The organism is Acidovorax sp. BLS4, from assembly GCF_032929295.1.
Classification (GTDB): domain Bacteria; phylum Pseudomonadota; class Gammaproteobacteria; order Burkholderiales; family Burkholderiaceae_C; genus Paracidovorax.
The window spans coordinates 1,387,349-1,411,218 of record NZ_CP136797.1 but is presented as its reverse complement, the minus strand read 5'-3'; the positions used below and the strand labels follow the sequence as shown (position 1 = coordinate 1,411,218).

The 23,870-nt window shown below is 66.1% G+C and carries 18 protein-coding genes, 1 tRNA gene, 2 pseudogenes and 1 other annotated feature; of the genes and pseudogenes, 10 read left to right on the top strand and 11 right to left on the bottom strand.

Features of this window, described 5'->3' with window-relative positions; translation table 11 throughout:
* The first annotated feature begins 75 nt into the window (after positions 1-75).
* Positions 76-861: a GNAT family N-acetyltransferase gene (locus R1Z03_RS06450; RefSeq protein WP_317357888.1), complete on the top strand. Its 786-nt coding sequence runs from the start codon at positions 76-78 to the stop codon at positions 859-861.
* A 55-nt stretch (positions 862-916) separates the two neighbouring features.
* Here the strand turns inward: R1Z03_RS06450 and R1Z03_RS06445 are convergent, their stop codons facing one another.
* From R1Z03_RS06445 to R1Z03_RS06425, 5 genes are all read right to left on the bottom strand, one after another.
* On the bottom strand, positions 917-1,582 hold the full coding sequence (locus R1Z03_RS06445; protein WP_272547794.1) for a methionine ABC transporter permease: 666 nt from the start codon (positions 1,580-1,582) through the stop codon (positions 917-919).
* Between the two features lies 1 nt (position 1,583).
* Positions 1,584-2,651: a methionine ABC transporter ATP-binding protein gene (locus tag R1Z03_RS06440; protein ID WP_317357884.1), complete on the bottom strand. Its 1,068-nt coding sequence runs from the start codon at positions 2,649-2,651 to the stop codon at positions 1,584-1,586.
* Between the two features lie 344 nt (positions 2,652-2,995).
* Positions 2,996-3,955, bottom strand: a complete 960-nt coding sequence (locus R1Z03_RS06435) for an ABC transporter substrate-binding protein (RefSeq protein ID WP_372588239.1) — start codon at positions 3,953-3,955, stop codon at positions 2,996-2,998.
* A gap of 82 nt (positions 3,956-4,037) precedes the next feature.
* Positions 4,038-5,183 (bottom strand): acyl-CoA dehydrogenase family protein, encoded by a 1,146-nt coding sequence (locus R1Z03_RS06430; protein ID WP_317357881.1) that lies wholly within the window; start codon positions 5,181-5,183, stop codon positions 4,038-4,040.
* Positions 5,180-5,995, bottom strand: a complete 816-nt coding sequence (locus R1Z03_RS06425; protein WP_284428493.1) for a class II aldolase/adducin family protein — start codon at positions 5,993-5,995, stop codon at positions 5,180-5,182. The genes R1Z03_RS06430 and R1Z03_RS06425 overlap by 4 nt, the downstream gene beginning before the upstream one ends.
* A gap of 234 nt (positions 5,996-6,229) precedes the next feature.
* Here R1Z03_RS06425 and R1Z03_RS06420 point away from each other — a divergent pair, with 234 nt between their 5' ends.
* Complete coding sequence (locus tag R1Z03_RS06420) at positions 6,230-7,264, top strand: ABC transporter substrate-binding protein (RefSeq protein WP_317357878.1); 1,035 nt, start codon at positions 6,230-6,232, stop codon at positions 7,262-7,264.
* An 18-nt stretch (positions 7,265-7,282) separates the two neighbouring features.
* On the opposite strand, the gene R1Z03_RS06415 is transcribed toward R1Z03_RS06420, so the two are convergent.
* A complete protein-coding gene (locus tag R1Z03_RS06415; RefSeq protein ID WP_317357875.1) occupies positions 7,283-8,521 on the bottom strand; it encodes an MFS transporter in 1,239 nt (412 codons plus the stop codon).
* A gap of 98 nt (positions 8,522-8,619) precedes the next feature.
* Between R1Z03_RS06415 and R1Z03_RS06410 the strand changes: the two genes are divergently transcribed.
* Both R1Z03_RS06410 and R1Z03_RS06405 read left to right on the top strand, forming a co-directional pair.
* The gene (locus tag R1Z03_RS06410) at positions 8,620-9,576 is read left to right on the top strand and encodes a LysR substrate-binding domain-containing protein (RefSeq protein ID WP_317357871.1); all 957 of its coding nucleotides are present in this window, start codon (positions 8,620-8,622) and stop codon (positions 9,574-9,576) included.
* A gap of 689 nt (positions 9,577-10,265) precedes the next feature.
* On the top strand, positions 10,266-11,675 hold the full coding sequence (locus R1Z03_RS06405) for a PLP-dependent aminotransferase family protein (protein WP_317357867.1): 1,410 nt from the start codon (positions 10,266-10,268) through the stop codon (positions 11,673-11,675).
* 63 nt (positions 11,676-11,738) lie between these two features.
* On the opposite strand, the pseudogene R1Z03_RS06400 reads toward R1Z03_RS06405, so the two are convergent.
* The 3 genes and pseudogenes from R1Z03_RS06400 to R1Z03_RS06390 all read right to left on the bottom strand — a co-directional run.
* Positions 11,739-12,052, bottom strand: a pseudogene (locus R1Z03_RS06400) (transposase); the annotation flags it as partial.
* Between the two features lie 195 nt (positions 12,053-12,247).
* On the bottom strand, positions 12,248-12,715 hold the full coding sequence (locus R1Z03_RS06395; protein ID WP_317357864.1) for a hypothetical protein: 468 nt from the start codon (positions 12,713-12,715) through the stop codon (positions 12,248-12,250).
* 61 nt (positions 12,716-12,776) lie between these two features.
* Positions 12,777-14,801 carry a hypothetical protein gene (locus R1Z03_RS06390; protein ID WP_317357861.1) on the bottom strand — a complete coding sequence of 675 codons (2,025 nt, stop codon included), beginning with the start codon at positions 14,799-14,801 and terminating at the stop codon, positions 12,777-12,779.
* A gap of 615 nt (positions 14,802-15,416) precedes the next feature.
* Between R1Z03_RS06390 and R1Z03_RS06385 the strand changes: the two are divergent.
* Positions 15,417-16,648 (top strand): annotated as a pseudogene (locus R1Z03_RS06385) (IS3 family transposase).
* Positions 15,695-15,811: a sequence feature (AL1L pseudoknot), on the top strand. It overlaps the preceding pseudogene by 117 nt.
* A 231-nt stretch (positions 16,649-16,879) precedes the next feature.
* On the opposite strand, the gene R1Z03_RS06380 reads toward R1Z03_RS06385, so the two are convergent.
* Positions 16,880-17,986: an LLM class flavin-dependent oxidoreductase gene (locus R1Z03_RS06380; RefSeq protein WP_284428499.1), complete on the bottom strand. Its 1,107-nt coding sequence runs from the start codon at positions 17,984-17,986 to the stop codon at positions 16,880-16,882.
* A 209-nt stretch (positions 17,987-18,195) separates the two neighbouring features.
* On the opposite strand from R1Z03_RS06380, the gene R1Z03_RS06375 reads away from it, so the two are divergent.
* Both R1Z03_RS06375 and R1Z03_RS06370 read left to right on the top strand, forming a co-directional pair.
* A complete protein-coding gene (locus R1Z03_RS06375; protein WP_317357858.1) occupies positions 18,196-18,864 on the top strand; it encodes a cysteine dioxygenase in 669 nt (222 codons plus the stop codon).
* A gap of 5 nt (positions 18,865-18,869) precedes the next feature.
* Positions 18,870-20,474 (top strand): rhodanese-related sulfurtransferase, encoded by a 1,605-nt coding sequence (locus R1Z03_RS06370; protein WP_372588238.1) that lies wholly within the window; start codon positions 18,870-18,872, stop codon positions 20,472-20,474.
* A 73-nt stretch (positions 20,475-20,547) separates the two neighbouring features.
* On the opposite strand, the gene R1Z03_RS06365 is transcribed toward R1Z03_RS06370, so the two are convergent.
* Positions 20,548-21,015 (bottom strand): hypothetical protein, encoded by a 468-nt coding sequence (locus R1Z03_RS06365; protein ID WP_317357852.1) that lies wholly within the window; start codon positions 21,013-21,015, stop codon positions 20,548-20,550.
* A 148-nt stretch (positions 21,016-21,163) separates the two neighbouring features.
* Between R1Z03_RS06365 and R1Z03_RS06360 the strand changes: the two genes are divergently transcribed.
* From R1Z03_RS06360 to R1Z03_RS06350, 3 genes are all read left to right on the top strand, one after another.
* On the top strand, positions 21,164-22,075 hold the full coding sequence (locus R1Z03_RS06360; protein WP_317357849.1) for a pseudouridine synthase: 912 nt from the start codon (positions 21,164-21,166) through the stop codon (positions 22,073-22,075).
* Between the two features lie 206 nt (positions 22,076-22,281).
* Positions 22,282-23,412: an IPTL-CTERM sorting domain-containing protein gene (locus R1Z03_RS06355; RefSeq protein WP_317357846.1), complete on the top strand. Its 1,131-nt coding sequence runs from the start codon at positions 22,282-22,284 to the stop codon at positions 23,410-23,412.
* 139 nt (positions 23,413-23,551) lie between these two features.
* Positions 23,552-23,625, top strand: a tRNA-Gly gene (locus tag R1Z03_RS06350).
* Positions 23,626-23,870 lie beyond the last annotated feature (245 nt).

Genomic DNA, 23,870 nt, shown 5'->3' with positions numbered 1-23,870 from the left:
ATAAGAATACGTTTTCATTTCCTTACTACGGGTGGACATAAAAACACGGGCAGATGGCGCTGCTATAAATCCTGCATGCCCTCCCATGCCACCTCTGCTCCGGATTTCGACCTGCCCACCGTGCGCGCGCTGGAAGAGCGCGCTTTCAATGCCTGGCCCGCCCGCCAGACCGTTTTCCACCAGGGCTGGGTGTTCCGCCTGTCCGGCGGTTTCACCAAGCGGGCCAATTCGGTCAATGCGCTGGAGCCCGGAATGCCGTTCGACGGCGTGCGCGAGGCGGCACAAACGCTCTACGCCAGCCACGGCCTGCGGCCCGTGTTCCGGATCTCGCCGCTGGTGAGCGCCAGCGCCGAGCAGGCGCTGCAGGACGCGGGCTATGCGCTTTTCGAGCCCACGTGGGTCATGCAGGCGCCTCTGCCGGAGAGCGCACCGCCGCAGCCCTCGGTGGAAATCGCGCAAGCGCCGACAGCTGAATGGCTGGACGGGTTCGCCGCCGCCAACGGCGTAGCAGCGGCGCACCACGCCACGCACCATGCCATGGTGCAGTCGATCGCCCTGCCCTGCGCCTTCGCCACCGTGCGCCAGCACGGCCACGCCGTGGGCTTCGGCCTGGGCGTGCGCGAGCGCGGGGCCGTCGGCTTGTTCGACATCGTGGTGGCGCCCGGGCACCGAGGCCAGGGCCACGGGCGCGCGCTGGTGCAGGCGCTGATGCAGTGGGGCCAGGCGGGCGGCGCGGGGTCTGCCTACCTGCAGGTGCGCGGCGAGAACGCCACGGCCCGGCGGCTGTACGCCGCGCTGGGGTTCACCGACACCTACCGCTACCACTACCGGGTGCCGGCAGACCCTGGATCCACCCCTTGATGCGGGCGGCCGCCGGACCACGCGATCCGGCCCGGGCGCCCTCCCTGCGGGCCGCTCAGCGGTGGCTCAGCCGGCGCACCGCCCAGTCGCCCAGGCTCTGCACGGCCTGCACGAAGAAGATCAGCACCACCACCACCGCCAGCATCACGTCGGGCAGGAAACGCTGGTAACCATAGCGGATGCCCAGGTCGCCCAGGCCTCCGCCGCCGATCGCGCCGGCCATGGCCGAGTAGCCCGTCAGGCTGACGAAGGTGATGGTCAGGCCCGCGACGATGCCGGGCAGCGCCTCGGGCAGCAGCACCTTCCAGACGATCTGCCCGGTGGTGGCGCCCATGGCCTGGGCTGCTTCGATCAGGCCGTTGTCCACCTCGCGCAGCGAGGCTTCCACCAGCCGCGCCACGAACGGCGCCGCGGCCAGCGTCAGCGGCACCACGGCCGCTGCCGTGCCGATGGACGAGCCGGTGATGAGCCGCGTGAACGGGATGATCGCCACCAGCAGGATGATGAACGGCGTGGAGCGAACGGCGTTCACGATCCAGCCCACCGTCTTGTTCAGCGGGCCGTTCTCCAGCACGCCACCGCGGTCAGTCAGCCGCAGGAACACGCCCAGCGGGATGCCCAGCAGCGCGCCGACCACGCCCGAGATGCCCACCATGATGACCGTCTCCCACAGCGAGGTGGCAAACAGCTCCAGCATCATTTCCGAAAAATTCTCGAACATCTCAGACCCCGCTCTCTTCGCTCGCTTGCACTTCCTGCACCACCACCCCCTCGGCGCGCAATTGCGCGATCGCCGTGGCCAGCCGCGCGGCATCGCCGCTGGCATACACCGCGAGCGAGCCGAAGGTCTGGCCCTGGATCTCGTCGATCTGCCCGTGCAGGATCGACAGGTCCAGCCCGTGCTCGCGGATCAGGCGCGACAGGATGGGCTGGTAGGCGCGCTCGCCGGCATACGACAGGCGCAGCAGCTGGCCCACGCCGCCCTGGCCCGCGGCCCGCAGCTGCGACGCCAGGTGGCGCACGTGGTCCAACACGCTGGCGGGCAGTTCCTGCGGCACGATCTCGTCGATCAGGCTTTTGGTGATGGGCTGCTGGGGCCGGGTGAACACCTCCAGCACCGGGCCCTGCTCCACGATGCGGCCGGCATCGATCACGGCCACGCGGTCGGCCACCTGCTTGATGACCTGCATCTGGTGGGTGATGAGCACCACCGTCAGGCCCAGCTCCTGGTTCACCTGGCGCAGCAGCGCGAGGATGGAGCGGGTGGTTTCCGGGTCGAGCGCCGAGGTGGCCTCGTCCGACAGCAGCACCTTGGGCCGGCTGGCCAGCGCCCGGGCGATGCCCACGCGCTGCTTTTGCCCACCGCTGATCTGCGCCGGATAGCGGTCGCGCAGGGCCGACAGGCCCACCAGGTCCAGCAGCGGATCGACCCGGCCGCGAATGGCGGCATTGTCCATGCCGGCCAGCTCCAGCGGCAGGGCCGCATTCTCGAACACCGTGCGTGAGGACAGCAGGTTGAAGTGCTGGAACACCATGCCGATCTCGCGCCGCGCCTCGCGCAGCTGCGCATCATTGAGCCGGGTCAGGTCGCGACCCGCCACGATCACCTCGCCCCGGGTGGGCCGGTTCAGCAGGTTGATGACGCGCACCAGCGAGCTCTTGCCCGCGCCGCTGCGCCCGATGATGCCGAACACTTCGCCCGGCGTGATGTGCAGGTCGATGCCGCGCAGCGCCTCCACCGGCCCCTGCGAGCCCTGGTAAATCTGGGTGATACCCCGTAAATCGATCATGAAAATGCCATGGCGCCACCGGGGCCCGCGGGCCGCGGCGGCGCTGAAAAGGAAAAATGCGGATGCGGGAATGTACGGGCTTGCACCCCAAACGCCAACGACCCTGAAATTGGGTGCTAAGACATTGCGGTTATGTAGCCGCGCCGAAGTCGTGGCAAAACGATCTTTTCCCGTGCTGGGGTTTTGGGCCGTTCGGGATGGCCGGGCGGTGGGTCGCAGCGGGCCTCGACCCGCGCCCAACCTGCACCGGGTGGATTCGATTGCTATCTATTTCATAGCAATATGCCCTAGTGGATATTGCGCTGGAGGCATTTTCTACCCAGAACCCCAGCCAAGGCCCCGGCTCACGCCCGGCCCCGGTTGAACCCCGTATCGAAGGTCTGCCGCACCTCCAGCCGCTGGCGCAGCAGCCCGGCCCCCAGGTAGAAGTCGGCCGTGCGCTGCTGGTCGGCCACCACCGCGGCGTCGATGTTCACCCATTTCGTCGCGCGGCGCTCGAACTGCAGCTGCGCCGCCTCCACAGGGATGCCGATGATGCGCGACAGCGATTCGGCGAACGGCCGGGCGTTGCGGTACGACCAGAGCTGCGCGCGCTCCACGCGCTCCTTGAAGTCGCGCAGGGCCTCGCGTTTGGTGTCCAGCGCCCCCTGCGTGGCCGCGAGAAAGCTGAGCCCGCTCGACAGCCCCCGCCCGTTGACCAGCACCCGCGCGTGCCCGCTCGTCTCGGCCAGTGCCGTGTACGGTTCCCAGGTGGCCCAGGCATCGACCGAGCCCTGGGTGAGCGCCAGCTTGGAGTCGGCCGGCGGGATGAACCGCACGTCGGCGTCCGCACCCTTCAGGCCCGCGGACTCTAGCGCCTTGAGCGTGACGAAGTGGCCGATGGAGCCGCGGTTGGTGGCGATGCGCTTGCCCTTGAGGTCGGCCGCCGTCTTCAAGGGTGAGTCGGGCCGCACCAGCACCGCCGTGCCGTACGGGTCGGAGCGGTTGGCGGCGAATGCCCGCACCTGGCTGCCGGCCGCCAGGGTGAAGAGCAGGGGCGCGTCGCCGATGGGACCGAAGTCCACCGCGTTCGCGTTCAGCGCCTCGGCCAGCGGGGCGGCGGCCGGGAACTCGCTCCACTGGATGTCGTAGGGCAGGCCCTTCAACTCGCCCGCCGCCTCCAGCAGCGCGTGCAGCCCGCCCTTCTGGTCGCCCGCGCGCAGTGCGATCCGCTGCTGCGCGTGACCCAGCACGGGCGAGAGAAAGGACGCCGCGGCCACCGAGGCCGTCATGAAGCGGTGGAAATGTCGCCGTTGCAAGGCCATGGAAGCTCCGTGTTCTGAAAGGAAGGAAAAAAGGCAGAGGAAAAGGAAGGAGGCGGCGCCACCGCGCCCCGCGCGTCAGCGATCACAGCCCCAGCGCGCGGCGCCCGGCCGCCAGGTACACGCTGTCGTCCTGCGGGGTGTGCACGCGCCCGCACAGCACGTCGCGCAGGTGGCGCTCCAGCGGGTTTTTGCGCGCCAGGCCGTGGTTGCTGGTCAGCGCCAGGGCCGACTGCACCGCTTCGATGGCGTTGTGGGTGGTGGTGGCCTTGACCAGCCCGCTCTCCTCGGAGGGCAGCGGAGCGCCGGTGTCGAGCGCGGCGGCCAGCCCGGCGATGAGCCGGTCGTTGGTGAACAGCAGGCCTTCGATGCGGCCCACGGCCTCTTGCGCGCGCGCCAGCGTGGCCAGCGGCGCGCCCAGGCTGGCCGGCTTTCGCTCCTGCAGAAAACCCACCAGCCAGTGGCGCGCCGCGCGGGCCACGCCGGTGTAGAGCGAGCCCAGCATCACCGCCATCTCGGCCTGCATGGCGGGCTCGCCGCGCGCCCAGTCCTTGGGAAGCCGCAGCTCCAGCACGTGGTCGGCGGGCACCGCCACCTCATCGAACAGCACATCGTGGCTGCCGCTGGCCCGCAGGCCCAGGTGGTCCCATGTGGGCTCGATGCGCACACCGGGCTGGCCGGCCCGCACGAGGAAGGAGCCCGTGCGCGGCTCGGCATCGTCCGTGCGCGCCCACACCACGTACCAGCGCAGCGCCGGCGCGCCGGTGCTGTACACCTTGTGCCCGCTGAGCCGCCAGCCCTCTGCCGTGCGCCGCGCCACGGTGGCCGGCAGCCCGCCGCGCGCGGGCGAGCCCAGCTCGGGCTCCACCCGCAGCGCGTTGATGAGCGACACGCCCTGCACCGCCTCCTGCACCAGCTGGCGGGCCCGCTCCACCGGCCACGCGGAGCCTGGCCGGCCCATGCCGCGGTGCTGGATGTATTGCATCGTCAACACCAGGGCCGTGGCGGGGCAGCCTTGCGCCACCGCGCCGATCACCTCGCCCAGTTGCGCGGCACTCGCGCCCTGCCCGCCCAGGGACCGGGGTGCGGCGAGCGCCAGCAGCCCGGCCTGCTGCAGGTCGGCGAAGTTCTGGTGCGGAAAACTGGCCTCGCGGTCGTGCGCCGCCGCGCGCGCGCCGAACTCGGCGGCCAGCGTGCGGGCCCGCTGGCCGGCGGTGAGCGGTGCGTTCACTGCAGCACCCCGGGGTCTTCGCGCACCACGGTCTCGAACAGGCTCTTGAACGTGAAATGCGCCCCGCCCGGCCCGCCGATCTGCCCATGGGTGTGGCGCGCCACCTCGTGCCGGATGGGCTGCGGCGTGCCGGCGGCCTCGGCCAGCAACTGGGTGTGGCAGGCGTTTTCCAGCGCGATGTACCACCACGCGGCCGACTCCACGCTGGGCCCGGCCGTGAGGATGCCATGGTTCTTCAGGATGACCGCCTTGCGCGCGCCCAGCGCCTCGCTGATGCGAAAGCCCTCGTCCGTTTCCCACACCACGCCCGTGAAGTCGTCGAACAGCGCATGGTCCTCGTAGAAGATGCAGGCGTCCTGCGACAGCGGATCGAGCGTGCGCCCCAGCGTGGACCATGCCTTGCCGTACGTGGAGTGCGTGTGCGCGGCGGCCACGATGTCGGGCCGCGCCTCGTGCAGCGCCGCGTGGATGGCGAATGCCGCGCGGTTGAGCGGCCCCTCGCCGATGGCGATCTCGCCGCGCGCGTTCACCAGCAGCAGGTCCGACACGCGGATGCGCGAGAAATGCAGGCCCAGCGGGTTCACCCAGAAGTGGTCGTGCCACTCGGGATCGCGCGCCGTGATGTGGCCCGCCAGCCCGTGGTCGAAGCCATGCCGCGCGAACAGGCGAAATGCCACCGCGAGCTGCTCCTGCCGGTGGCGGCGCTCGGCCTCGACCGTGGGGCGCGGCGGCGGCGCGTCGAACCAGTCCTTGCGCTGGGGATCGGGGCGGCGCTGCAGCGCGGTGGTCGGGAGCGAGAGAACGGCAGACATCGTGGGGTGGGCTTTCGGTCGGGAACGAGGGATGGGACTGCGCCCACCTTAGGAGCGCGCGGCGCCCCCACCAACGAAGAAAAGCGCGTGAACACATGCGGTTTCGGCATGAGGCGCACCCAGCGGCCGGCGCGGCTTTTCCGCATGAGCTTGCTACGGATCCGTCGTTGGCGATGGCGCCCGCCGGCCGCACGCTCGGGCCTTCGATCCAACCGCCCGAAGCGAGAACCCGCCATGCGCCCCGACACCGCCACCCATCCCCCGTCCCCGCAGCGCCGCGCGCTGCTGCAACGCTCGCTGGCCGCGGGAGCCGCCGCCGCGCTGGGCCTGCCGGCCCTGGCGCGGCCACCGGCTGCGGGGACCGACCTGTCCGGCGTCACCTTGCGCATCGGCACCTACAAGGGCCTGTGGCGCCCACTGATCAGCGCGGCAGGCCTGGCCAACACGCCCTACCGCATCGAGTGGCGCGAGTTGAACAACGGCGTGCTGCACATCGAGGCCATCAACGGCGATGCGCTGGACCTGGGGTCGGGCAGCGAGATTCCCGCGCTGTTCGCGGCGCGGCAGAAGGCCCAGGTGCGCTTCGTGGCCGTGACGCGCGAGGATTTGAACAACCAGGTCACGCTCGCCCGAAAGGATGCACCCATCCAGCGCATCGCCGATCTGAAGGGCAAGCGCGTGGGCTATGTGCGGGCCACCACCTCGCATTACTTCCTGAGCCGCCAGCTGGCCGAGGCGGGCCTGTCGTTCGCGGACATCACGCCGGTCAGCCTCACGCCGTCCGATGGCCTGTCGGCCTTCGACCGGGGCGACCTGGATGCCTGGGCCATCTACGGCTACAACGGGCAGATCGCCCGGCTGCGCTACGGCGCGCGGGTGCTCAAGACCGGGGTGGGCTACCTCTCTGGCAACTTTCCGCTCTACGCCAACCCGCGCGCGGTGGCCGATCCGCTGCGCCATGCGGCATTGGCCGACTACCTGCAGCGGCTGCGCCGCGCCTACCTGTGGGCCAATGGCAACTACCTGGACTACGCGCGGGCCCAGGCGGCCGAAACCCGGGTGCCGGTGGGCGATCTGATCGAGCTGTGGAACAACCGCAGCACCGACTACGACCTGCGCCCCGTGACCGATACCGTGGTGCAGGGCCACCAGTCCGTGGCCGATGCTTTCCTGCAACTGGGCGTGCTCGACGGCAAGGCCCAGGTGGCGCCGCTGTGGGACCGCAGCTTCGGCCCGGTGCTGGCGGGCGCGGACCCCGCCGCCGCCTGAGCACCGCGCGCCACACGATCAGATCGCCGCGGCGGTGGCAGCCCCACGCCCCGGCAGGCACCGCACGGCCAGGGCCGCGGCCGAAGCGGCGGTGGCCAGCGCCACCACCCCCAGCCAGCCCCATTGCGCCAGCGCCAGGCTGCCCAGCGCCGCGCCGGCCGACATGCCCACGAACATGCCGGTGAACAGCAGCGCATTCAGGCGGCTGCGGGCGGCGGGCTCGATGCCGTACACGATGGTCTGGTGCGCCACCAGCGTGGCCTGCACCCCGAAGTCGAACCCGATGGCGCTCGCCACGATCAGCCCCAGCTGGGCTTGCGGCGGCAGCCAGTGGGCCAGGCCCATGGCGGCGAACGAGATCACGGCCAGTCCGGCGCCGAGCCGCGTCACCCGCTCCGGGCCGCTGCGGTCGGCGATGCGGCCGGCCAGCGGCGCAGCCAGGGCACCCGCCGCGCCGGCCAGGCCGAAAGCGCCAGCGGCTGCGCTGCCCAGATGGAACGAGCCATGCAGCATCACGGCCAGGGTGGACCAGAAGGCGCTGAAGCCCACCGACAGCAATCCCTGTGCCCAGGCGGCGCGGCGCAGTGCGCCATGGCGGCGCCACAGCGCGGCCATCGAGCCGATCAACGCCCGGTACGGCAGCGGCGTGGTGGGCGCAAAGCTGGGCAGGCCTTTCCAGGCAGCCATGCCGATCAGCGCGATCGACACGGCAGCGGCCACATACACGGCGCGCCAGCCGAAGTGCTCGGCCACGAAACCGCTCACCACCCGCGACAGCAAAATGCCCAGCAGCAGCCCGGTCATCACCGTGCCCACCACCTTGCCGCGATGGGCCACCGGGGCCAGCGTGGCCGCGGCCGGCACCACGTCCTGGGCCAGCGTGGCCGACAGGCCGATGGCCAGGCTGGCAACGAGCAGCCAGCCGATGCCGGGAGCGAACCCGCTCATCAGCAAGGCCAGGGCCAGCACGGCGGCCTTGGCCAAAATGATGCGGCGGCGGTCGTAGCGGTCGCCCAGCGGGGCCAGAAACAAGATGCCCAGCGCATAGCCCAACTGCGTGAGCGTGGGCACCAGGCCCACGGCGCGCTCGCTGGCGTGGATGTCCGGGCCCAGCACGCCCAGCATGGGCTGGCTGTAGTAGAGCGAGGCCACGCTCAAGCCCGCGGCAGTGGCCAGCAGCAGCAATAGCGGCGCCGGCACGCCCGTGGAAGGACCACCCGTCTCAGCGGCTGCATGCGGGTTTTGAATGGAAGACATGGGGAAGACCCTTGAATGGAAGCGATGGGCCGGAGTTTGTGCGAACCGCCTCGCTCTGGGTAGTGGGCTCATGCGCACATCTGCTATACGCTTGGCGTATGAAGCAAGCCTCTGCCACGGCCTCCCTTGCCGGCGTCGATCGCATCGAACTCATGCAGACCTTCGTGCGCATCGTCGAAGCCGGCAACCTCTCCGCCGCCGCCCAGCAACTGGGTACCACCCAGCCCACGGTGAGCCGCAGGCTCCAGGCGCTGGAGCGGTCGCTGGGGCTCAGGCTGCTGCAGCGTTCCACCCATGTCATGAAGCTCACCGAAGACGGCGAGCGCTGCTTCGCGCATGCCAAGGCGCTGCTGGACGACTGGCGCGCGATGGAGGCCGACCTGCGGGGCGCGCACGACACACCGCGCGGCACGCTGCGTGTGCTGGTGCCGCATGCCTTCGGGCAGGAGCAGCTCATCGCCCCGTTGGCGGACTACCTGCGGCAGTATCCCGAGGTGTCGGTCGAATGGCTGCTGCACGACCGCCGGCCCGACTTCATCGCCGAGGGCATCGACTGCGCGGTGCAGGTCGGGGCGGTGGACGACCCCTCGGTGGTCGCCATCCACCTGGCCGAGGTGCCGCGCATCGTCGTCGCGACGCCTCAGCTGCTGCCGGGCGGCGCCGTGCCCGAGCACGCGAGCGCGCTGCGCGACCTGCCCTGGCTGGCCCTGCGCACCTACTACCAGCGCGAGGTGTCCCTCACCCGCGTGCCGGACGGCGCGGTGGAGCGCTTCGCCATCCACCCGCGCATGGGCACCGACAGCCTCTATGCCCTGCGCAGCGCGGCGCTGGCGGGCCTGGGCGCGGCAGTGGCCTCCGCCTGGGCGGTGGAGGCCGACCTGCGCCAGGGCCGCCTGCGGCACCTGGCGCCCGCGTGGCAGGCGGCGCCGCTGCCGGTGTACCTGGTGTATCCGCATGCCCGGTTCTATCCGGCGCGGCTGCGGCGGTTTCTGGATGCGATGCGCGCTACCTTGCCAACCTTGGCCGGCATGCGAGCGCCAGGTGGGGATGGGTGATTGAGGAGATGCTATGGGCCGAAGGCAATCGAAAACTCAGAACGCAAAGCGGACAATACGGATTGCTACGCGTGCTTAAAAGATAACTGCCACACAAACGAGAGCCGCCTCATCATGTCCCCTACAGGTCCCTCTAACACCACAGTCTGAATCTCCATCGAATTGCCTGCAGGTCCCTTCCGAGCAGGACTGCGAACGCATTCGGTCAAATCGCACAAAAGAAAAATTGGTGCAGGTCGGGCCTCAACCACCGAGGCAAAGCCCACTCGATTCGCTCCCGACTCATGCTCAACATTCCCTCAATTTGATCAAGCTCATCTCCACATCCAGTGCCGAAGCACATTAAGACCGCGCCACCTGGCACTTCTCGGTTGCTATTGCTCAGCCTGCGGTAAGACATGACCGAACGTCACCTCAGACCATGCTGCGAGTCGGTTCCGCATGGGCTAGACGAACACACACCAACGAACCCAAAGAAAGGACAGTGCATTCCATCCGCAGGACGGAAGTCAGATGACCGCTTCAGCACACCCAACCAACGTCTCCATGAGAACTACGTCCGAGAGTGAGTTGTTAAATGGACCGCCTCAGTAGCCATTTATGAGTCATAAAATCAGTCCACTATGGCAAGACGAAGAATTGCAGCCGATCTGCTCAAGGTGTTCGTAGACAGGAACTCCAGGATCTCCTTGCACACGCAGATTGCCAGCCAGATCCGACAATTGGTCATCGATGGCGATTTGCGACCGCTGTCCAAACTGCCTTCGACAAGGCACTTGTCTGAACAGTTGGGCGTCTCGAGGGCAACTCTCACCAGCGCATACGATCAGTTGCTAGCAGAGGGCTATCTCACCGCTCAAATCGGCTCCGGTACCGCAGTAGCAAAGCAGCTTCGCGGCATCACGTATCTGGGCAAGCCTCAAGCAGAGTCGGTCACACAGAGAGGCGCACGCGATCTGCCCAGGACTGCAAGGAATCTGGAGCCTCTTCGGCAGTTGATGCCCCCCCCGCTTCACAGACTTTTCTCAGTTAGCACCCAGGGCGAGGAAGTCAGTGCCGGCAAGGTGTGGGAACGGCATGTCGTTTCCGCAACCCGTCGACTGCGATTGAACGGAAGCTACTCGGGGCCTCAAGGACTGCTTGATTTACGCCAAGCAATAGTCAGCCACGTCCGTGGTGCGCGCGGCGTAAATGCCCGTCCAGAGCAGGTCGTGATGACATCCGGGGCCCAACAAGGTTTGGCATTGGCCGTCAAAGTTTTGCTAGCCAGAGGAGATCACGCGTTGATCGAAGATCCAGGCTACCTGCCACTTCGGGCACTTCTCTCGGATGCGGGGGTCAAGCGCATCGGCATGCAAGTAGATGCCCAAGGCGCAGCCATCCCGCACCCTGCTAAAACAGGCGTGCCTCCGCGGGCGATGTTCCTTACCCCATCGCATCAGTATCCGCTGGGGATGGTGCTTTCCATGCAAAGACGCTTTGCAGCGCTTCAGTGGGCTGAGGCAACTGGAGGTTGGATTGTCGAGGACGACTATGACAGTGAGTTCCGATATGCAGGCCAACCATTTCCCGCCCTACAGGGGTTGGACAGACAAGGTGCAGTGATCTATGTCGGGAGCTTCAGCAAGGCCCTCTCGCCGTCCCTGCGCCTTGGCTATGTCATCGTCCCAGATTGCCTCATCGACGCATTCGCTGGTGCCAAGCGATTGGCGGATCTGCATTCCCCCCTCCTGGAACAAATGGCGCTGGAAAGCTTCATTTCTACCGGAGCTTTCGAAGCCCATGTGCGCCGGGTGAGGCTCATCATGCAAGAGCGCCACGATGCACTGTGCACACAACTATCGAGGCAGGTAGCCGACGAACTCACATTGCTTCCTTGCGACCAGGGACTCTTCGTTCCTGTGCAACTCAATAGTGGGATAGATGTGGAAATTAGCGCAAGAGCAACGGAAGCTGGACTCACGATTCGGCCGCTTTCTCCCCATTTTTTGCGCAAACCTGCGATGCACGGCTTCATGCTTGGCTTTTCCAATCTCAAGGTGGCAGAGGTTCCTGACGCTGTGAGCCGCCTGAAGGCGGTGCTTCGAGCGGTCAACTAAGCGCGAAGATCAAGTGTAGACAAATGACGGGACGTGCTGGTCAAGATTGCATCGGCACCAACAACGAAACCTCAGGATGGTGCTCTCGTCAGGCATCCGCCCATGGGCATCAAGGCCTGCAAAATCCCCGCAGATCGGCGTGTCAAAGAAGACCTCTTCCATTGCCGGGTCCGACAGGGTGAACCATGGCTGCATGCAGTGGATGCGCAGCACGGTCTCCAGGGCAAAGGGTGGGCGGCCGTTCTTGCGCTCTGAGTAATACGGGGCATTGAGTCGACCAACGCAGCCCAGGAAACCACCCGATCCATCTGAGCCAGCAGCTCTTGCTTGCGGTTCTTCTTGGTGCTCAGGTTAAGCTCAAGGCTGCTTTGCTTCATGCCTGTGAGGATGCCATGACCGCGCTGCCCCTATCAGGCTGATCGCGAGGTTTTGCAGGATTTCCTTAGCCTATATACATGAGCGTTGAAAATTTCGCGCATGCGACATAGGGCGGCGCGGGGTTAAAGCCGCAATGGAGCGCGGCCCAGGCCGTTCGCAACATAGATGAGTCCGATGAACTGCCAGCGTGCCTACTACTTACTCAAGCGGGCTCGCGACGCCCTCGCGCGATTCCTCTCGAACTCTTCCTCCGGCGTGCTCAACCCCATTTCGGCTATCGTGGTGATTTTTCCGTAACCATGTGCAACAAAATGGTATCCGAATTGACTCATCAGGTCGTAGATTAGGTCATTCCAAATTCCGCAGGTGCGCTCTACACAAATCGACACTAGTCGATCACCATCGACTGTTCCCATAATCGAATCAGCGCCGAACTCCTCTTGTGGAGAGAGGCGAAACTCCTCGATATCGGACTCGCTGATATCGCTATGCGGTGCATGCTGCCGAATTACGGACAGGACGTCTTTGAGCAGAGCTGGCGGGGCAGATGGATCCGCTTCCAAAGAAAAATGCCGTGAATGGACGTTCTGTCTCATAAAGAAAATCAGGGGAAAAGTATGGGTGGAGCGGCAGACCGTGATGGAAAAAACATCTGCTTCCACTCACACTGACGCTACATGGACTGGCGCCAAATTGGGCTCTTCTGCACAAAGCCGCGTCGAATCAACGAGTCCTGCGCACCGGCAAACGCAACTTTTCGCAGACCGGCAAGAATCTCGCCGACAAAGCGCAGACAAAAAAGCCCGAGTCTTCGCCTTCCTGCTCACTGCCGAGCCAGAATAGTTGCTCTGGTCGCCCCAACTGCACCATGAATTGATTGAACGCGTGGAGGACGGCCCAAGCGTCCATGTAAGTGCCGTTAGGATGTGCGAGGAACTTGAATGTTTGTCCCTTAAAGGAAGCCACTACCTGCTGCCGCGTGCCTTCCGTGGAGAAAACCGGAATGCCATAGTCCTTTGCCTCCTGCGGTTGTTCGTCGTCAGGGACCATTGCAAACTCCATTTCGCCCAACTGCACCACCGTGTCCAGTGCGATGGGTTGGTGTGCCAGGGCGACAAACGCTGAAAACAGCTTGTCGTGGTGATGCTCGTATGATGTGTTGTTCAACCATTCATGACACCCCCTCCCACCAGCCCGCAAGACGGAAAGCAATTGAGGATGTATGCCCCCTGTTCTTGCGTCGCCCACCTCTGGCGGTAGATCCAACTTACGTTCAGGGCTGACGGCACCGGCATCCACCAGCAGCTTGGCGGCGCTTGGCCAATCGATGTTCTCGCGTCGCCAGTGCTCCACCATGGCATCCCATGGATCCATGGAGTCCAAATCAAGCTCAGCGCCTCCACCAAACATCTGCAGCAGGGTCATCACCTCCTGGGCGAGCCAAGGGTACTTGGACATGCGCTGAGCTCCCACCAGGGCCACATTCAATGCTCGTCCAATCCCCGCATTGTCCGCAGGTGATCGCGGTAGAGATGCAAGGCACTCGGCGACGTAACGGATCTCTTCTGTGTCGTGCAAAAAGCTTTCACACAATGCGCCCAGGGCGGCAAGCAGACCCTTCAGTGCAACCGCAGCATCCTTTTGCAGATCCTCTCCACGCAATTTTTGGGTGATCGCTTCCGTCACGCTATATGTCCATTTGGAATTTGCGGCACCGTGCGCCAGCTCATCAAGCGTCACCAGGTCCTGTGCAACCAGGTTTTCGATGAGTTTGCCAAGCTCCGGCTTGCCGGTGTCAGACGCGAAGAAATCGCGGATCACGGTCGCCCGCACCGAAAGAATCGTCCCGGTGAGGCTCTTGTGTCTCCACAGGGCTTCCACGCGTGTGCGAGGTTCTAGATTGCCGGCCGATGCGACGCGCTCCAGCAGATCAGCGGTTGCACCGGACGGACATAGGTAGATCGCTTTGAGCAACTCTTCAGCAGACAGCCACCCCTTCGAGGCACTAGCCAAGCGTTCGTGCGGGTTCTCCGAATCCAGCGCCTCGGTGATGGCTTGACTGGCAATTTGCGCGGCACGCCGTCTGTTCGGCTCGGCTTTGGACGGATCGATCCACATTGCCAGATATTCACACAGATCGTGGGCGGTGCGTGACTGGGTCATCAAATCCTTCGCCGTCCGAATACCGGGCTCCAGCAGATGTTTGGCTATCACATCCAGCGCACCGTCGTCGCAATCTATCTCGACAAAGTGTTTGATCACAGGCCGAAAAACCTGCGGGTCTTCGTGCCAAAGCAGAGGGGTCAGGACTGGCAGGTATGCGCGTGGCTCGAACTGACCGAACTCCTTCATCGCATCATTGGCCTCTGCCTGAAACATGCCTTGTAGCGCAATGCCAAGTGCGGAACTCAGCGCTTCAATGCTCAGCGGCATGGCGCCCGGCCGTCCACCTCGCCCCAAGCCTTCGCCACACATAGCTGGAATGGCCGTCAATGCCAAACAGCGCAATCTCTCATTGCTTCCCGTCAAGGCAGCCAGAACCACTTCGACCCCCTCAGGGCGCCCGGCGTGGATGAGTACGGCGCCCAAATGGATGTGTTCCGGGAGCACCACCAACTCGTCCACCGTCAAACTGCGCCCCGATAGCATGTCTGCCAGCGAACGTCCGGGCTCACCGGGCAGCTTCGCAACGATTTCCTCTAGCAGCAAGTCCCAGTTGCCATCGTATTGCTCTTTGATGGATGACACCCACTCAGGGGGGCGCTCCAACAGTGCCTCTAGTATTTGATTGCGGTTGAATCGACAAGGAGGCATTGCGGATGAACTATTCATACTTGTGCGGATATATTTCAGGAAAGAAAGCAGATGTGCGGTCAGTCGTAATCGACGGATCCAACCTTTTTGGAGCACCTTCTTCCAGGGTCGACTATGTAGCTCACGAAATTGGGCCTGCGTGCTCGAAGGGTTTGCCGAGTTAAATTGATATATCGATAGAGGCTGCGCTGCCCACGAGGCGAATATCCGCACACAAACGGATGGCGTTCTGAAAGCTCCTGAAGATGTCTCCAGCCGTCGCCATCTCGCCTCGTAGCCAGCAAATCCCGTAGCAGAGACACAGCTGAAACGAGCATCAATTTTCACCAGCCACGCCAAAGCTGGACACTAGGTTAGTCCGCTCTGCGGACCGCCTCAATAGCCATTTTTCTACAAATCGATCAGGCCACTACGCGGCAGTACATATACACACCAACAGTATGTGAAAGTACCTAAGAACTTGCCCCCTTCCGCAACCAGGAGAGCGCCACATACGCTGTGAATCGCACCAGGTTTTGAGGAGGCTCAACACTCTGAGAGGATTGAGCCATGAAGAAGACGAACAAGTTCTCGCCTGAGGTGCGTGAGCGTGCAGTGAGGATGGTGCAGGAGCACCGTGGGGAGTACCCGTCGTTGTGGGCCGCCATCGAGCCCATCGCCCCCAAGATTGGCTGTGTGCCGCAGACCTTGAACGAATGGGTCAAGCGCGCGGAGGTCGACGCTGGCGTGCGTGAAGGCGTCACGACCAGCGAGGCTCCGCGGGTCAAGGAACTGGAGCGCGAGGTCAAGGAGCTGCGGCGGGCCAATGAGATATTGAAGCTGGCCAGCGCGTTTTTCGCCCAGGCGGAGCTCGACCGCCGGCTCAAGTCCTGAAGGACTTCATCGACAGGCATCGCAATACCTTCGGGGTCGAGCCGCTCTGCAAGGTCTTGCAGATTGCTCCGTCGGCTTGTTGAAGACGTGCTGCGCTGCTGCGCGAGCCACACAAACGCTGCGCTCGGGCTTTGCGAGATGAGCAGTTGATACCGCAGATTCAACGCGTCTGGCAGGCCAACATGCAGGTCTACGGCGCTGACAAGGTGTGGCGCCAACTGGGGCGCGAAGGCGTGAGCGTGGCTCGCTGCACGGTCGAGCGCCTGATGCGCAAGCTGGGGCTGCGCGGTGTGATGCGCGGCAAGGTCGTGCGCGCGACCGTCGGTGATGCCAGGGCGCCATGCCCGCTGGACCGGTTCAACCGGCAGTTCTGTGCCGAGCGACCGAACCAGTTGTGGGTGAGCGACTTCACCTATGTCTCGACTTGGCAGGGCTGGCTGTACGTGGCCTTCGTCGTTGACGTGTTTGTCCGTCGCATCGTGGGTTGGCGCGTGAGCAGCTCAATGCGCACTGACTTCGTGCTCGATGCGCTGGAGCAAGCCCTGTACGCCAGACAGCCCGAACGCGACGGCAGCCTGGTCTGTCACTCCGACAGGGGGTCGCAATACGTCAGCATTCGCTACACGGAGCGACTGGCCGAAGCTGGCATCGAGCCATCCGTGGGCAGCAAGGGCGACAGCTACGACAACGCTTTGGCCGAAACCATCAACGGGCTGTACAAGGCCGAGTTGATTCATCGTCGAGCGCCATGGAAGACCAAGGAGGCGGTGGAGTTCGCGACCCTGGAATGGGTGCCCTGGTTCAACCACCATCGCCTGCTCGAGCCCATCGGCTACATACAGCCGGCAGAGGCTGAGGCAAACTACTACCGGCAACTCGCCAATCAGGCCGCCACGGTGATGGCCTGACTTAAACCAAACAGCCTCCGCGAATCCCGGGGCGATTCATAATGTGCTACCGCTTCTTCTGCTCCCCAACTGCAACTGCCAAGCGAATCAGACATTTGCATTCCACTCCGTCAGGTATCAGCGTCAGTTGATCGTTTAGGTGGCGCTGGACTGATCTCGCCACAGTGGGCAGCGCGCACATAGATGCGCCCCATCCGAGGAGCAAGGGGCAAAAGACACCATCGCCCGAGTTCAAGCCACCTTCAACGCCGCCCGATTGGCATTCACCCGATCCCGCTCGGCCACCTTGGCCCGCACCAGCGGCAACAGTTCGCGGCCGTACTCGATCGCATCCACCAGCGGGTCGAAGCCCCGGATCAGGAACGTGGTGATCCCTAAGTCGTAGTACTTGAGCAGTGCGTCCGCCACCTGCTCGGGCGTGCCCACGAGCGAGGTGGAGTTGGACCGCCCGCCGGTTTCGCGCGCGATGGCCGTCCACAGTCGCTCGTCCACGCGGTCGCCCTTGGCCGCATCGGCCAGCAGGCGCTGCGCACCCTCGCTCTGCTGCGGGCCGGTGCCGCGCGCGTGGCCCTGGGGCACGCCCAGGCGGCGGGTGGTTTCCAGGATCTGGTCCGCGCGGGCCCAGGCCTCTTCCTCGGTGCGGCCCAGGATGGGGCGGAACGAGATGCTGAACTCGATGTGCCGGCCATGCTGCGCGGCCTCCGCGCGCACCTGGCGCACCAGGTCACCGGCCTGGGCGAGCGACTCGCCCCAAAGCGCATACACGTCGGCATGCTTGCCGGCCACCTTCAGCGCGGGCGCGGAGGCACCGCCGAAGTAGATGGGCACATAGGGCGCCTGCAGCGGCTTGACCTCGGACGCAGCGCCTTTCACCTGGTAGTAGGTGCCGTGGTGGTCGAAGGGGCGGTCCTCGGTCCACACGCGCCGCAGCAGCGTGAGGTATTCGTCGGTGCGGGCATAGCGCTCGTCGTGGCCCAGGAAATCGCCGTCGCGCTGCTGGTCGGCATCGGAGCCGCCCGAGATGTAGTGCACCGCCACGCGGCCGCCGGTGTAGTGGTCCAGCGTGGCCAACTGGCGCGCGGCCAGGGTCGGGGCCACGAAGCCGGGGCGGTGTGCCAGCAGGAAGGCGATTTTCTGCGTGGCCGAGGCGGCGTAGGCCACGGTCAGCAGCGTGTCGGGGCTGGTGCCGCTGGCCGGCACCAGGATGCGGTCGAAGCCCGCGTGCTCATGCGCCTGGGCAAAGGCCCGCACGTACGCCGGGTCCACGGCCGGGCCCTTGCGGGCGATGGTTTCTGACACCTCGTGCGGCTGGATCATGCCGATGAACTGGACACCCATGGAGACTCCTTGAAGGAACGTGAGACAGACAGCGAGCCACCGATGATGGGCATCGCGCCCACCCGCGCCAACGAAGAAAAACGCCTGTGGTCATTCGGTTTCTGCAAGGGGGCGCCGTCAGTCCGGGGCGCTGGGGGAAAGAAGAAAAACATGCATGCATATGAAAAACCCGCTTCCTTTGCCGGCGGCCGGGCTGGTGCAATGGCGGCATGCCAACCGCCCCCTCGCCCACCGCCCCCGTGAACAACCCGCCCAACACGGCCCGCCTGCGCCACTTCGTGCAGCAGATCGCCGCCCTGCTGGAACCCCGCCCGGCAGAGCCCGACCTCCTCGCGCGCGGGAGCGCCCTGCTGGCCGACCTGGTCTCGCACGACGACTGGCTGCCGCCGGAATATGCCCAGCCCGATCCCGAGCGCTACCAGCAATACCTGCTGCATGCCGATGCGCTCGGGCGCTTTTCGGTGGTGAGCTTCGTGTGGGGGCCGGGCCAGGCCACGCCCATCCACGACCACACGGTGTGGGGCCTGGTGGGCATGCTGCGCGGCGCGGAACTGTCGCAGGCCTACGGGCAGGACGGCGATGGCCGGTGGCAGCCCCGCGGCGCCCCGCACCGGCTGCAGCCGGGCGACACCGAGGCTGTCTCGCCCACCATTGGCGACGTGCACCGCGTGAGCAACGCGCTGGCCGGCGAGACATCGATCAGCATCCACGTGTACGGCGCCAACATCGGGGCCGTGCAGCGGTCGGTGTACCGCGAGGACGGTTCCGTGCGCCCTTTCGTCTCCGGCTACAGCAACGCCACCCTGCCCAACCTCTGGAACCAGCCGCTCGCCGGCCCGGCCTCCCACACCGCTTCCTCCGCCTGCGCCGCCCCATGAGTGCCATGACCGATACCACCGCCTTTGCCACCACCCGCCCCCAACAGGTCCGCCAGGCCCTGCTCGACCAGCAGGAGATCGCACTGCTCGACGTGCGCGAAGAGGCCCCGTTCGCCGAAGGCCACCCGCTCTTCGCCGCCAACCTGCCCGCCGGGCGGATCGAGCTGGACGCCTGGACCCGCATTCCTCGCAGGACCACGCCCATCGTGGTGTACGACCACGGCGAAGGCCTGGCCGAGCCTGCGGCGCGCACCCTGCGCGCGCTGGGCTACACCGACGTGTCGCTCCTGGAAGGCGGCCTGCAGGGCTGGAAGGAGGCCGGGGGCGAGCTCTTCATCGACGTGAACGTGCCCAGCAAGGCCTTCGGCGAACTGGTGGAGAGCGAACGCCACACGCCCTCGCTGCCGGCCGAGGAGGTGCAGGCGCTTCTGCAGGCCAAGGCCGACGTGGTGGTGCTGGATGCGCGCCGCTTCGACGAATACCAGACCATGAACATCCCGGGCGGCATCAGCGTGCCCGGTGCGGAGCTGGTGCTGCGCGCCCAGGCGCTCGCGCCCGATCCGGCCACGCGCATCATTGTGAACTGCGCCGGGCGCACGCGCAGCATCATCGGCACGCAGTCGCTGGTGAACGCGGGCCTGCCCAACCCCGTGGCCGCGCTGCGCAACGGCACCATCGGCTGGCTGCTGGCCGGCCAGACGCTGGAGCATGGCGCCGACCGCCGCTTCCTGCCGGTGCCGCCGGAGCAGCGCGCCGCTGCCGCCGCCCGCGCCCGTGCGGTGGCGGACCGCGCCGGCGTGCGCCGGGCCGGCCCGGCCGATCTCACCCGCTTCGCCGCCGAAACCGGCCGCACCACCTACCGCTTCGACGTGCGCACGCCCGAGGAGTACGAGGCCGGGCACCTGCCCGGTTTTCGCAGCGCGCCGGGCGGCCAGCTCGTGCAGGAAACCGACCATGCGGCGCCCGTGCGCGGCGCCCGCATCGTGCTGGCCGACGACGATGGCACGCGAGCGAACATGACCGCCTCCTGGCTCGCCCAGATGGGCTGGGACGTGTGGGTGCTGGACGGCGCCGATCCTGCCGCCGCGCTGGAGACGGGCCAGCCCCCGCCGCTCGCGCCCGAGCCGCACGGGCCGCTGACCTGGGTCGCGCCACGTCAGCTCGCACGCTGGCTGCGGGAAGAGCCCGAAGGGCACACAGCCGTTCTGGATTTCACCGCCAGCGCCCAATACGTTCGGCGCCACATCCCCGGTGCCTGGTTCGTCCTGCGGTCCCAGTTGGCGCAGGCACTGGAACGCGTGCCGCCCGCCAGCCGCTATGTGCTGACCTGCGGCACCAGCGCCCTCGCCCGCCATGCCGCCGAAGCTGTCGCCCGGCTGACCGGCGCGCCCACGGCCGTGCTGCAAGGCGGCACCCTGGCATGGATCGAAGAAAACCTGCCCCTGGAGCATAGCGAGACGCGCCTGGCCTCCCCGCGCATCGACCGCTACCGCCGCCCCTACGAAGGCACCGACGCCCCGCGCGAAGCCATGCAGGGCTATCTGGACTGGGAGTTCGGGCTGGTGGAGCAACTGGCGCGCGACGGCACGCACGGCTTTGCGGTCACCTGAATGTTTTGCTATTTAATTGATAGCAATACAAGCATGAAACCCTAGGGCATAGGGTCCAAAAGGCTTCAGGCTTTCAGCCTTGAGTTCTGCCGCCGCCTGCGGCGGCAATGCAGGGCCTCAACACCGCCTCGAAATCGTTCATCGCCTGCGCCGCACCCAGGTCGACGAGGTAGGCGCCACCGGCCTTGAGGGCCAGCGTGGCCTCGCCGGCCCCGGGCGGGCGCTCGATGCGCACGCGAAAGCCGCTGCGGTTCCACTCCGGAAAGTGGCCCGACTCCAGCAGGCCCTGTGCATCGTCCCTGCGCGTGATCCCCGGCCACGCACTGCCGGTCTCGGACATGCGCGCCAGGCCAGCCGCGGCGCAGTCGAACAGGCGCGGGGTCGGCAGGTCGGCGGGCACCACCAGAACGCGCGATGCGCTCGGCGGATAGCCGGCCGCGCCGGTCAGCGCGCAGCCCGACAGCACGCAGGCCAGGCTGGCCGCCACGCCCATGGCGGGCCATCGCACCCTGCAACGGAGTGGCGTCGCGCTGTCTGGCATGGCAGTTCCTTCGGGTGAGAGATTTCGGGCCCCTAATGGACCATGCCGGGCCATTCCAGCCAACCCCCCTTCGGTGGGGGCGCCACGAAATCGGCATGGCGCGGCAGCACCGGGCCCAGGCGGAGCGGCTCACTACAATCGGCCCGCCATGCACAACCGCCACGATCCCCGCGTCCTGCCCATGCGCAACGGGGTGAGCCCCAGTTGCGTGGCGCTGCCCTCGACTGGCGAGGGCAGCCTGCTGGACTTTCTCGTGGAGCGCTTGCCCGCCGTGGGCCGCGAAGGCTGGCTGCAGCGCATGGCCGCGCGCGAAGTGGTCGACGAGTTCGGCGTGCCGGCCACGGCCGAGCGGCCCTTCGCCCCCGGCATCCGGCTGTACTACTACCGGGCGCTGGAGCAGGAAACCGCCATTCCCTTCGAGGAGGCCGTGCTCTACCGGGACGACCACCTCCTCGTGGCCGACAAGCCGCATTTCCTGCCCGTGGTGCCCACGGGCCGCTACCTGCAGCACACGCTGCTGGTGCGGCTCAAGCGCCGCCTGAACCTGCCCGACCTCGCGCCCGTGCACCGCATCGACCGCGACACGGCCGGGCTGGTGCTGTTTTCGGTGCAGCGCGAAACGCGCGGCGCCTACCAGGCCCTGTTCCGTGACCGCCGCATCGCCAAGACCTATGAAGCCGTGGCGCCGTGGCGCGACGACTTGGCCTTTCCCCGCGAACACGCCAGCCGCATGGAGGAAAGCCCGCAGTTCTTTCGCATGCAGGAAGTGCCGGGGGAACCCAACACGCTCACGCGCATCGAGGTGCTGCAGGTGGCCGGCGCCTGGGCCCGCTACCGCCTGTCGCCCGTGACGGGCAAGCGCCACCAGTTGCGCGTGCACATGGCGGCGCTGGGGCTGCCGCTGCGCGGCGACGCTTTCTATCCCGTGGTCAACGATCCGCCCGAAGGCGACTTTTCGCAGCCGCTGCAGTTGTTGGCGCGGTCGCTGGTGTTCGACGACCCGGTCACCGGAGTGCCCCGGCGTTTCGACAGCGAGCGGGAATTGGGCGCCTTGGAATGACCCCCATGCGGCCCGGTACCCCGGGCGGGTGACCCGCAACGGGCTGCATCTGCACGGCAAACCGCGCCCCGGGGCTGCTTTGCACGGCTGTGGCGAGCCGGCCCATGGCGCATGGGTTCGGAAAGAAGTGGGGCCGTTGCTATCAATGCCACTGCAGATATATTCCACAACTATCCATTGGTGACCGATGAAGAGGAGATGCGGAAATGGCCTGGACACAGAACCCATGGCGGATGCTGGCATCGATCGGCCTCATCGTGGCCGCTTTTTCGGCTTCGGCCGCGGACAACGCGCTGCACTTCGATGGCGCGAACGACCAGGTCGCGATGCCCGTTCCCGCGGCACTGGCTGCAGCCAACAGTTTCTCGACCACGGTGTGGATCAAGCCCGATTCGCTGCCGACGGCCGCCCGGGTGTTCTTCGCCCAGACGGACACGTCCAACTTCGTCACGCTGCTGATGTCCACCTCTGGCGCAATCCTGGGCTATGTCGTCAATGGTGGCGCCACGGTGTCGACGAGATCCACCGACGCGGTCACGGCAGGCGCCTGGAATCACGTTGCCATGACCTGGGATGCTTCGACAAGCACCGTCGCCCTCTACATCAATGGCGTCTTGCAGCCCAGCATGCCCGGTGGGGCCAGTTCCACCGGCACGAATGGGTTGATGACGATCGGTTCGCGGACCGACGGAGCGCAGTCTTTCCCCGGATCGATGGATCGCTTCGATCTTTTCAACCGGGTCCTGACCGCCTCCGAGGTCACCACGGCCAAAGCCGGCTGCCAGGCCCCGGCGGGTGCGTCGAATTCATATGCTTTCGACCAAGGCAATGCAGGAGGCAACAATGCCGGGCAGACCAGCCTGCCCGATGGGGCCGGGGGCAATGACGGCACGCTGCAGAACTTCGCACTCACCGGGACCGCCTCCAATTGGGTGGCATCGGATGTCACCAGCCAGTGCAGCTATGCCGTCGGCGGAACGGTTTCGGGGCTGACGGGAACGGGCCTCGTTCTACAAATCAACGGCGGCGGCAACGCGTCGATTTCAGCGAATGGAGCGTTCTCGCTATCGGCCGTGCCTTACGGCGCGACCTATACAGTGTCCGTGCTGAACCAGCCCACATCGCCAGCGCAGAGTTGCACCGTGACGAACGGCAGCGGCACGGTGTCGGGCCCCGTGAGCAACGTCGCTGTCGTCTGCACTGCCGTGGCGGTGCCACCCGTGGCTGCGGCTGCGGCCATCCCGACGATCAGCGAGTGGGGGCGATACCTTCTGACGGCGTTGATGGCAGCGTTCGCACTGTTCATGCATCGGCGGCGAAGCCGTGCCAATCGCTGAGGGCTGGGCAATCGAGCGAGGCACCGCGTGCATGGCATCTTTGCCACGTCGTGCGGGAAACCAGGCCGACGAGCCTTATATAATCCGGCGCGCCACAGCGAAAGGCATTGCCAATCAATGCCCCAGCCTCTGGCGCCATGCGGGTGTAGTTCAATGGTAGAACGGCAGCTTCCCAAGCTTCATACGAGGGTTCGATTCCCTTCACCCGCTCCAATCGATACCTGATCCACAGATGCCGATGTGTCTCTGGGTCGCTGCAAAAGGGGCTTTTCAGCCCCTTTTTCTATGGCCTGGCCGGAACGGATTTCGCTGACGAGTCGTCTTGCGGGGGCTTTTTCGCATCGGCAGTGGAGCCGCTGGGATGCTCCTCGAGGGGCGGCAGCCGGGTCGACAGGTCCGAAGCTGACGTTCGGGCCGATTTCAAGTACGCCGCGCGCCGCAGCCGCTCCTGCAGCAGC

Bases quoted from the DNA above. Each gene is read 5' to 3' on its own strand.
- R1Z03_RS06450 (WP_317357888.1), top strand. From the start codon at position 76: ATGCCCTCCCATGCCACCTCTGCTCCGGATTTCGACCTGCCCACCGTG.
- R1Z03_RS06445 (WP_272547794.1), bottom strand. From the start codon at position 1,582: ATGTTCGAGAATTTTTCGGAAATGATGCTGGAGCTGTTTGCCACCTCG.
- R1Z03_RS06440 (WP_317357884.1), bottom strand. From the start codon at position 2,651: ATGATCGATTTACGGGGTATCACCCAGATTTACCAGGGCTCGCAGGGG.
- R1Z03_RS06435 (WP_372588239.1), bottom strand. From the start codon at position 3,955: ATGGCCTTGCAACGGCGACATTTCCACCGCTTCATGACGGCCTCGGTG.
- R1Z03_RS06425 (WP_284428493.1), bottom strand. From the start codon at position 5,995: ATGTCTGCCGTTCTCTCGCTCCCGACCACCGCGCTGCAGCGCCGCCCC.
- R1Z03_RS06420 (WP_317357878.1), top strand. From the start codon at position 6,230: ATGCGCCCCGACACCGCCACCCATCCCCCGTCCCCGCAGCGCCGCGCG.
- R1Z03_RS06415 (WP_317357875.1), bottom strand. From the start codon at position 8,521: ATGTCTTCCATTCAAAACCCGCATGCAGCCGCTGAGACGGGTGGTCCT.
- R1Z03_RS06410 (WP_317357871.1), top strand. From the start codon at position 8,620: ATGAAGCAAGCCTCTGCCACGGCCTCCCTTGCCGGCGTCGATCGCATC.
- R1Z03_RS06380 (WP_284428499.1), bottom strand. From the start codon at position 17,986: ATGGGTGTCCAGTTCATCGGCATGATCCAGCCGCACGAGGTGTCAGAA.
- R1Z03_RS06375 (WP_317357858.1), top strand. From the start codon at position 18,196: ATGCCAACCGCCCCCTCGCCCACCGCCCCCGTGAACAACCCGCCCAAC.
- R1Z03_RS06370 (WP_372588238.1), top strand. From the start codon at position 18,870: ATGACCGATACCACCGCCTTTGCCACCACCCGCCCCCAACAGGTCCGC.
- R1Z03_RS06365 (WP_317357852.1), bottom strand. From the start codon at position 21,015: ATGCCAGACAGCGCGACGCCACTCCGTTGCAGGGTGCGATGGCCCGCC.
- R1Z03_RS06360 (WP_317357849.1), top strand. From the start codon at position 21,164: ATGCACAACCGCCACGATCCCCGCGTCCTGCCCATGCGCAACGGGGTG.
- R1Z03_RS06355 (WP_317357846.1), top strand. From the start codon at position 22,282: ATGGCCTGGACACAGAACCCATGGCGGATGCTGGCATCGATCGGCCTC.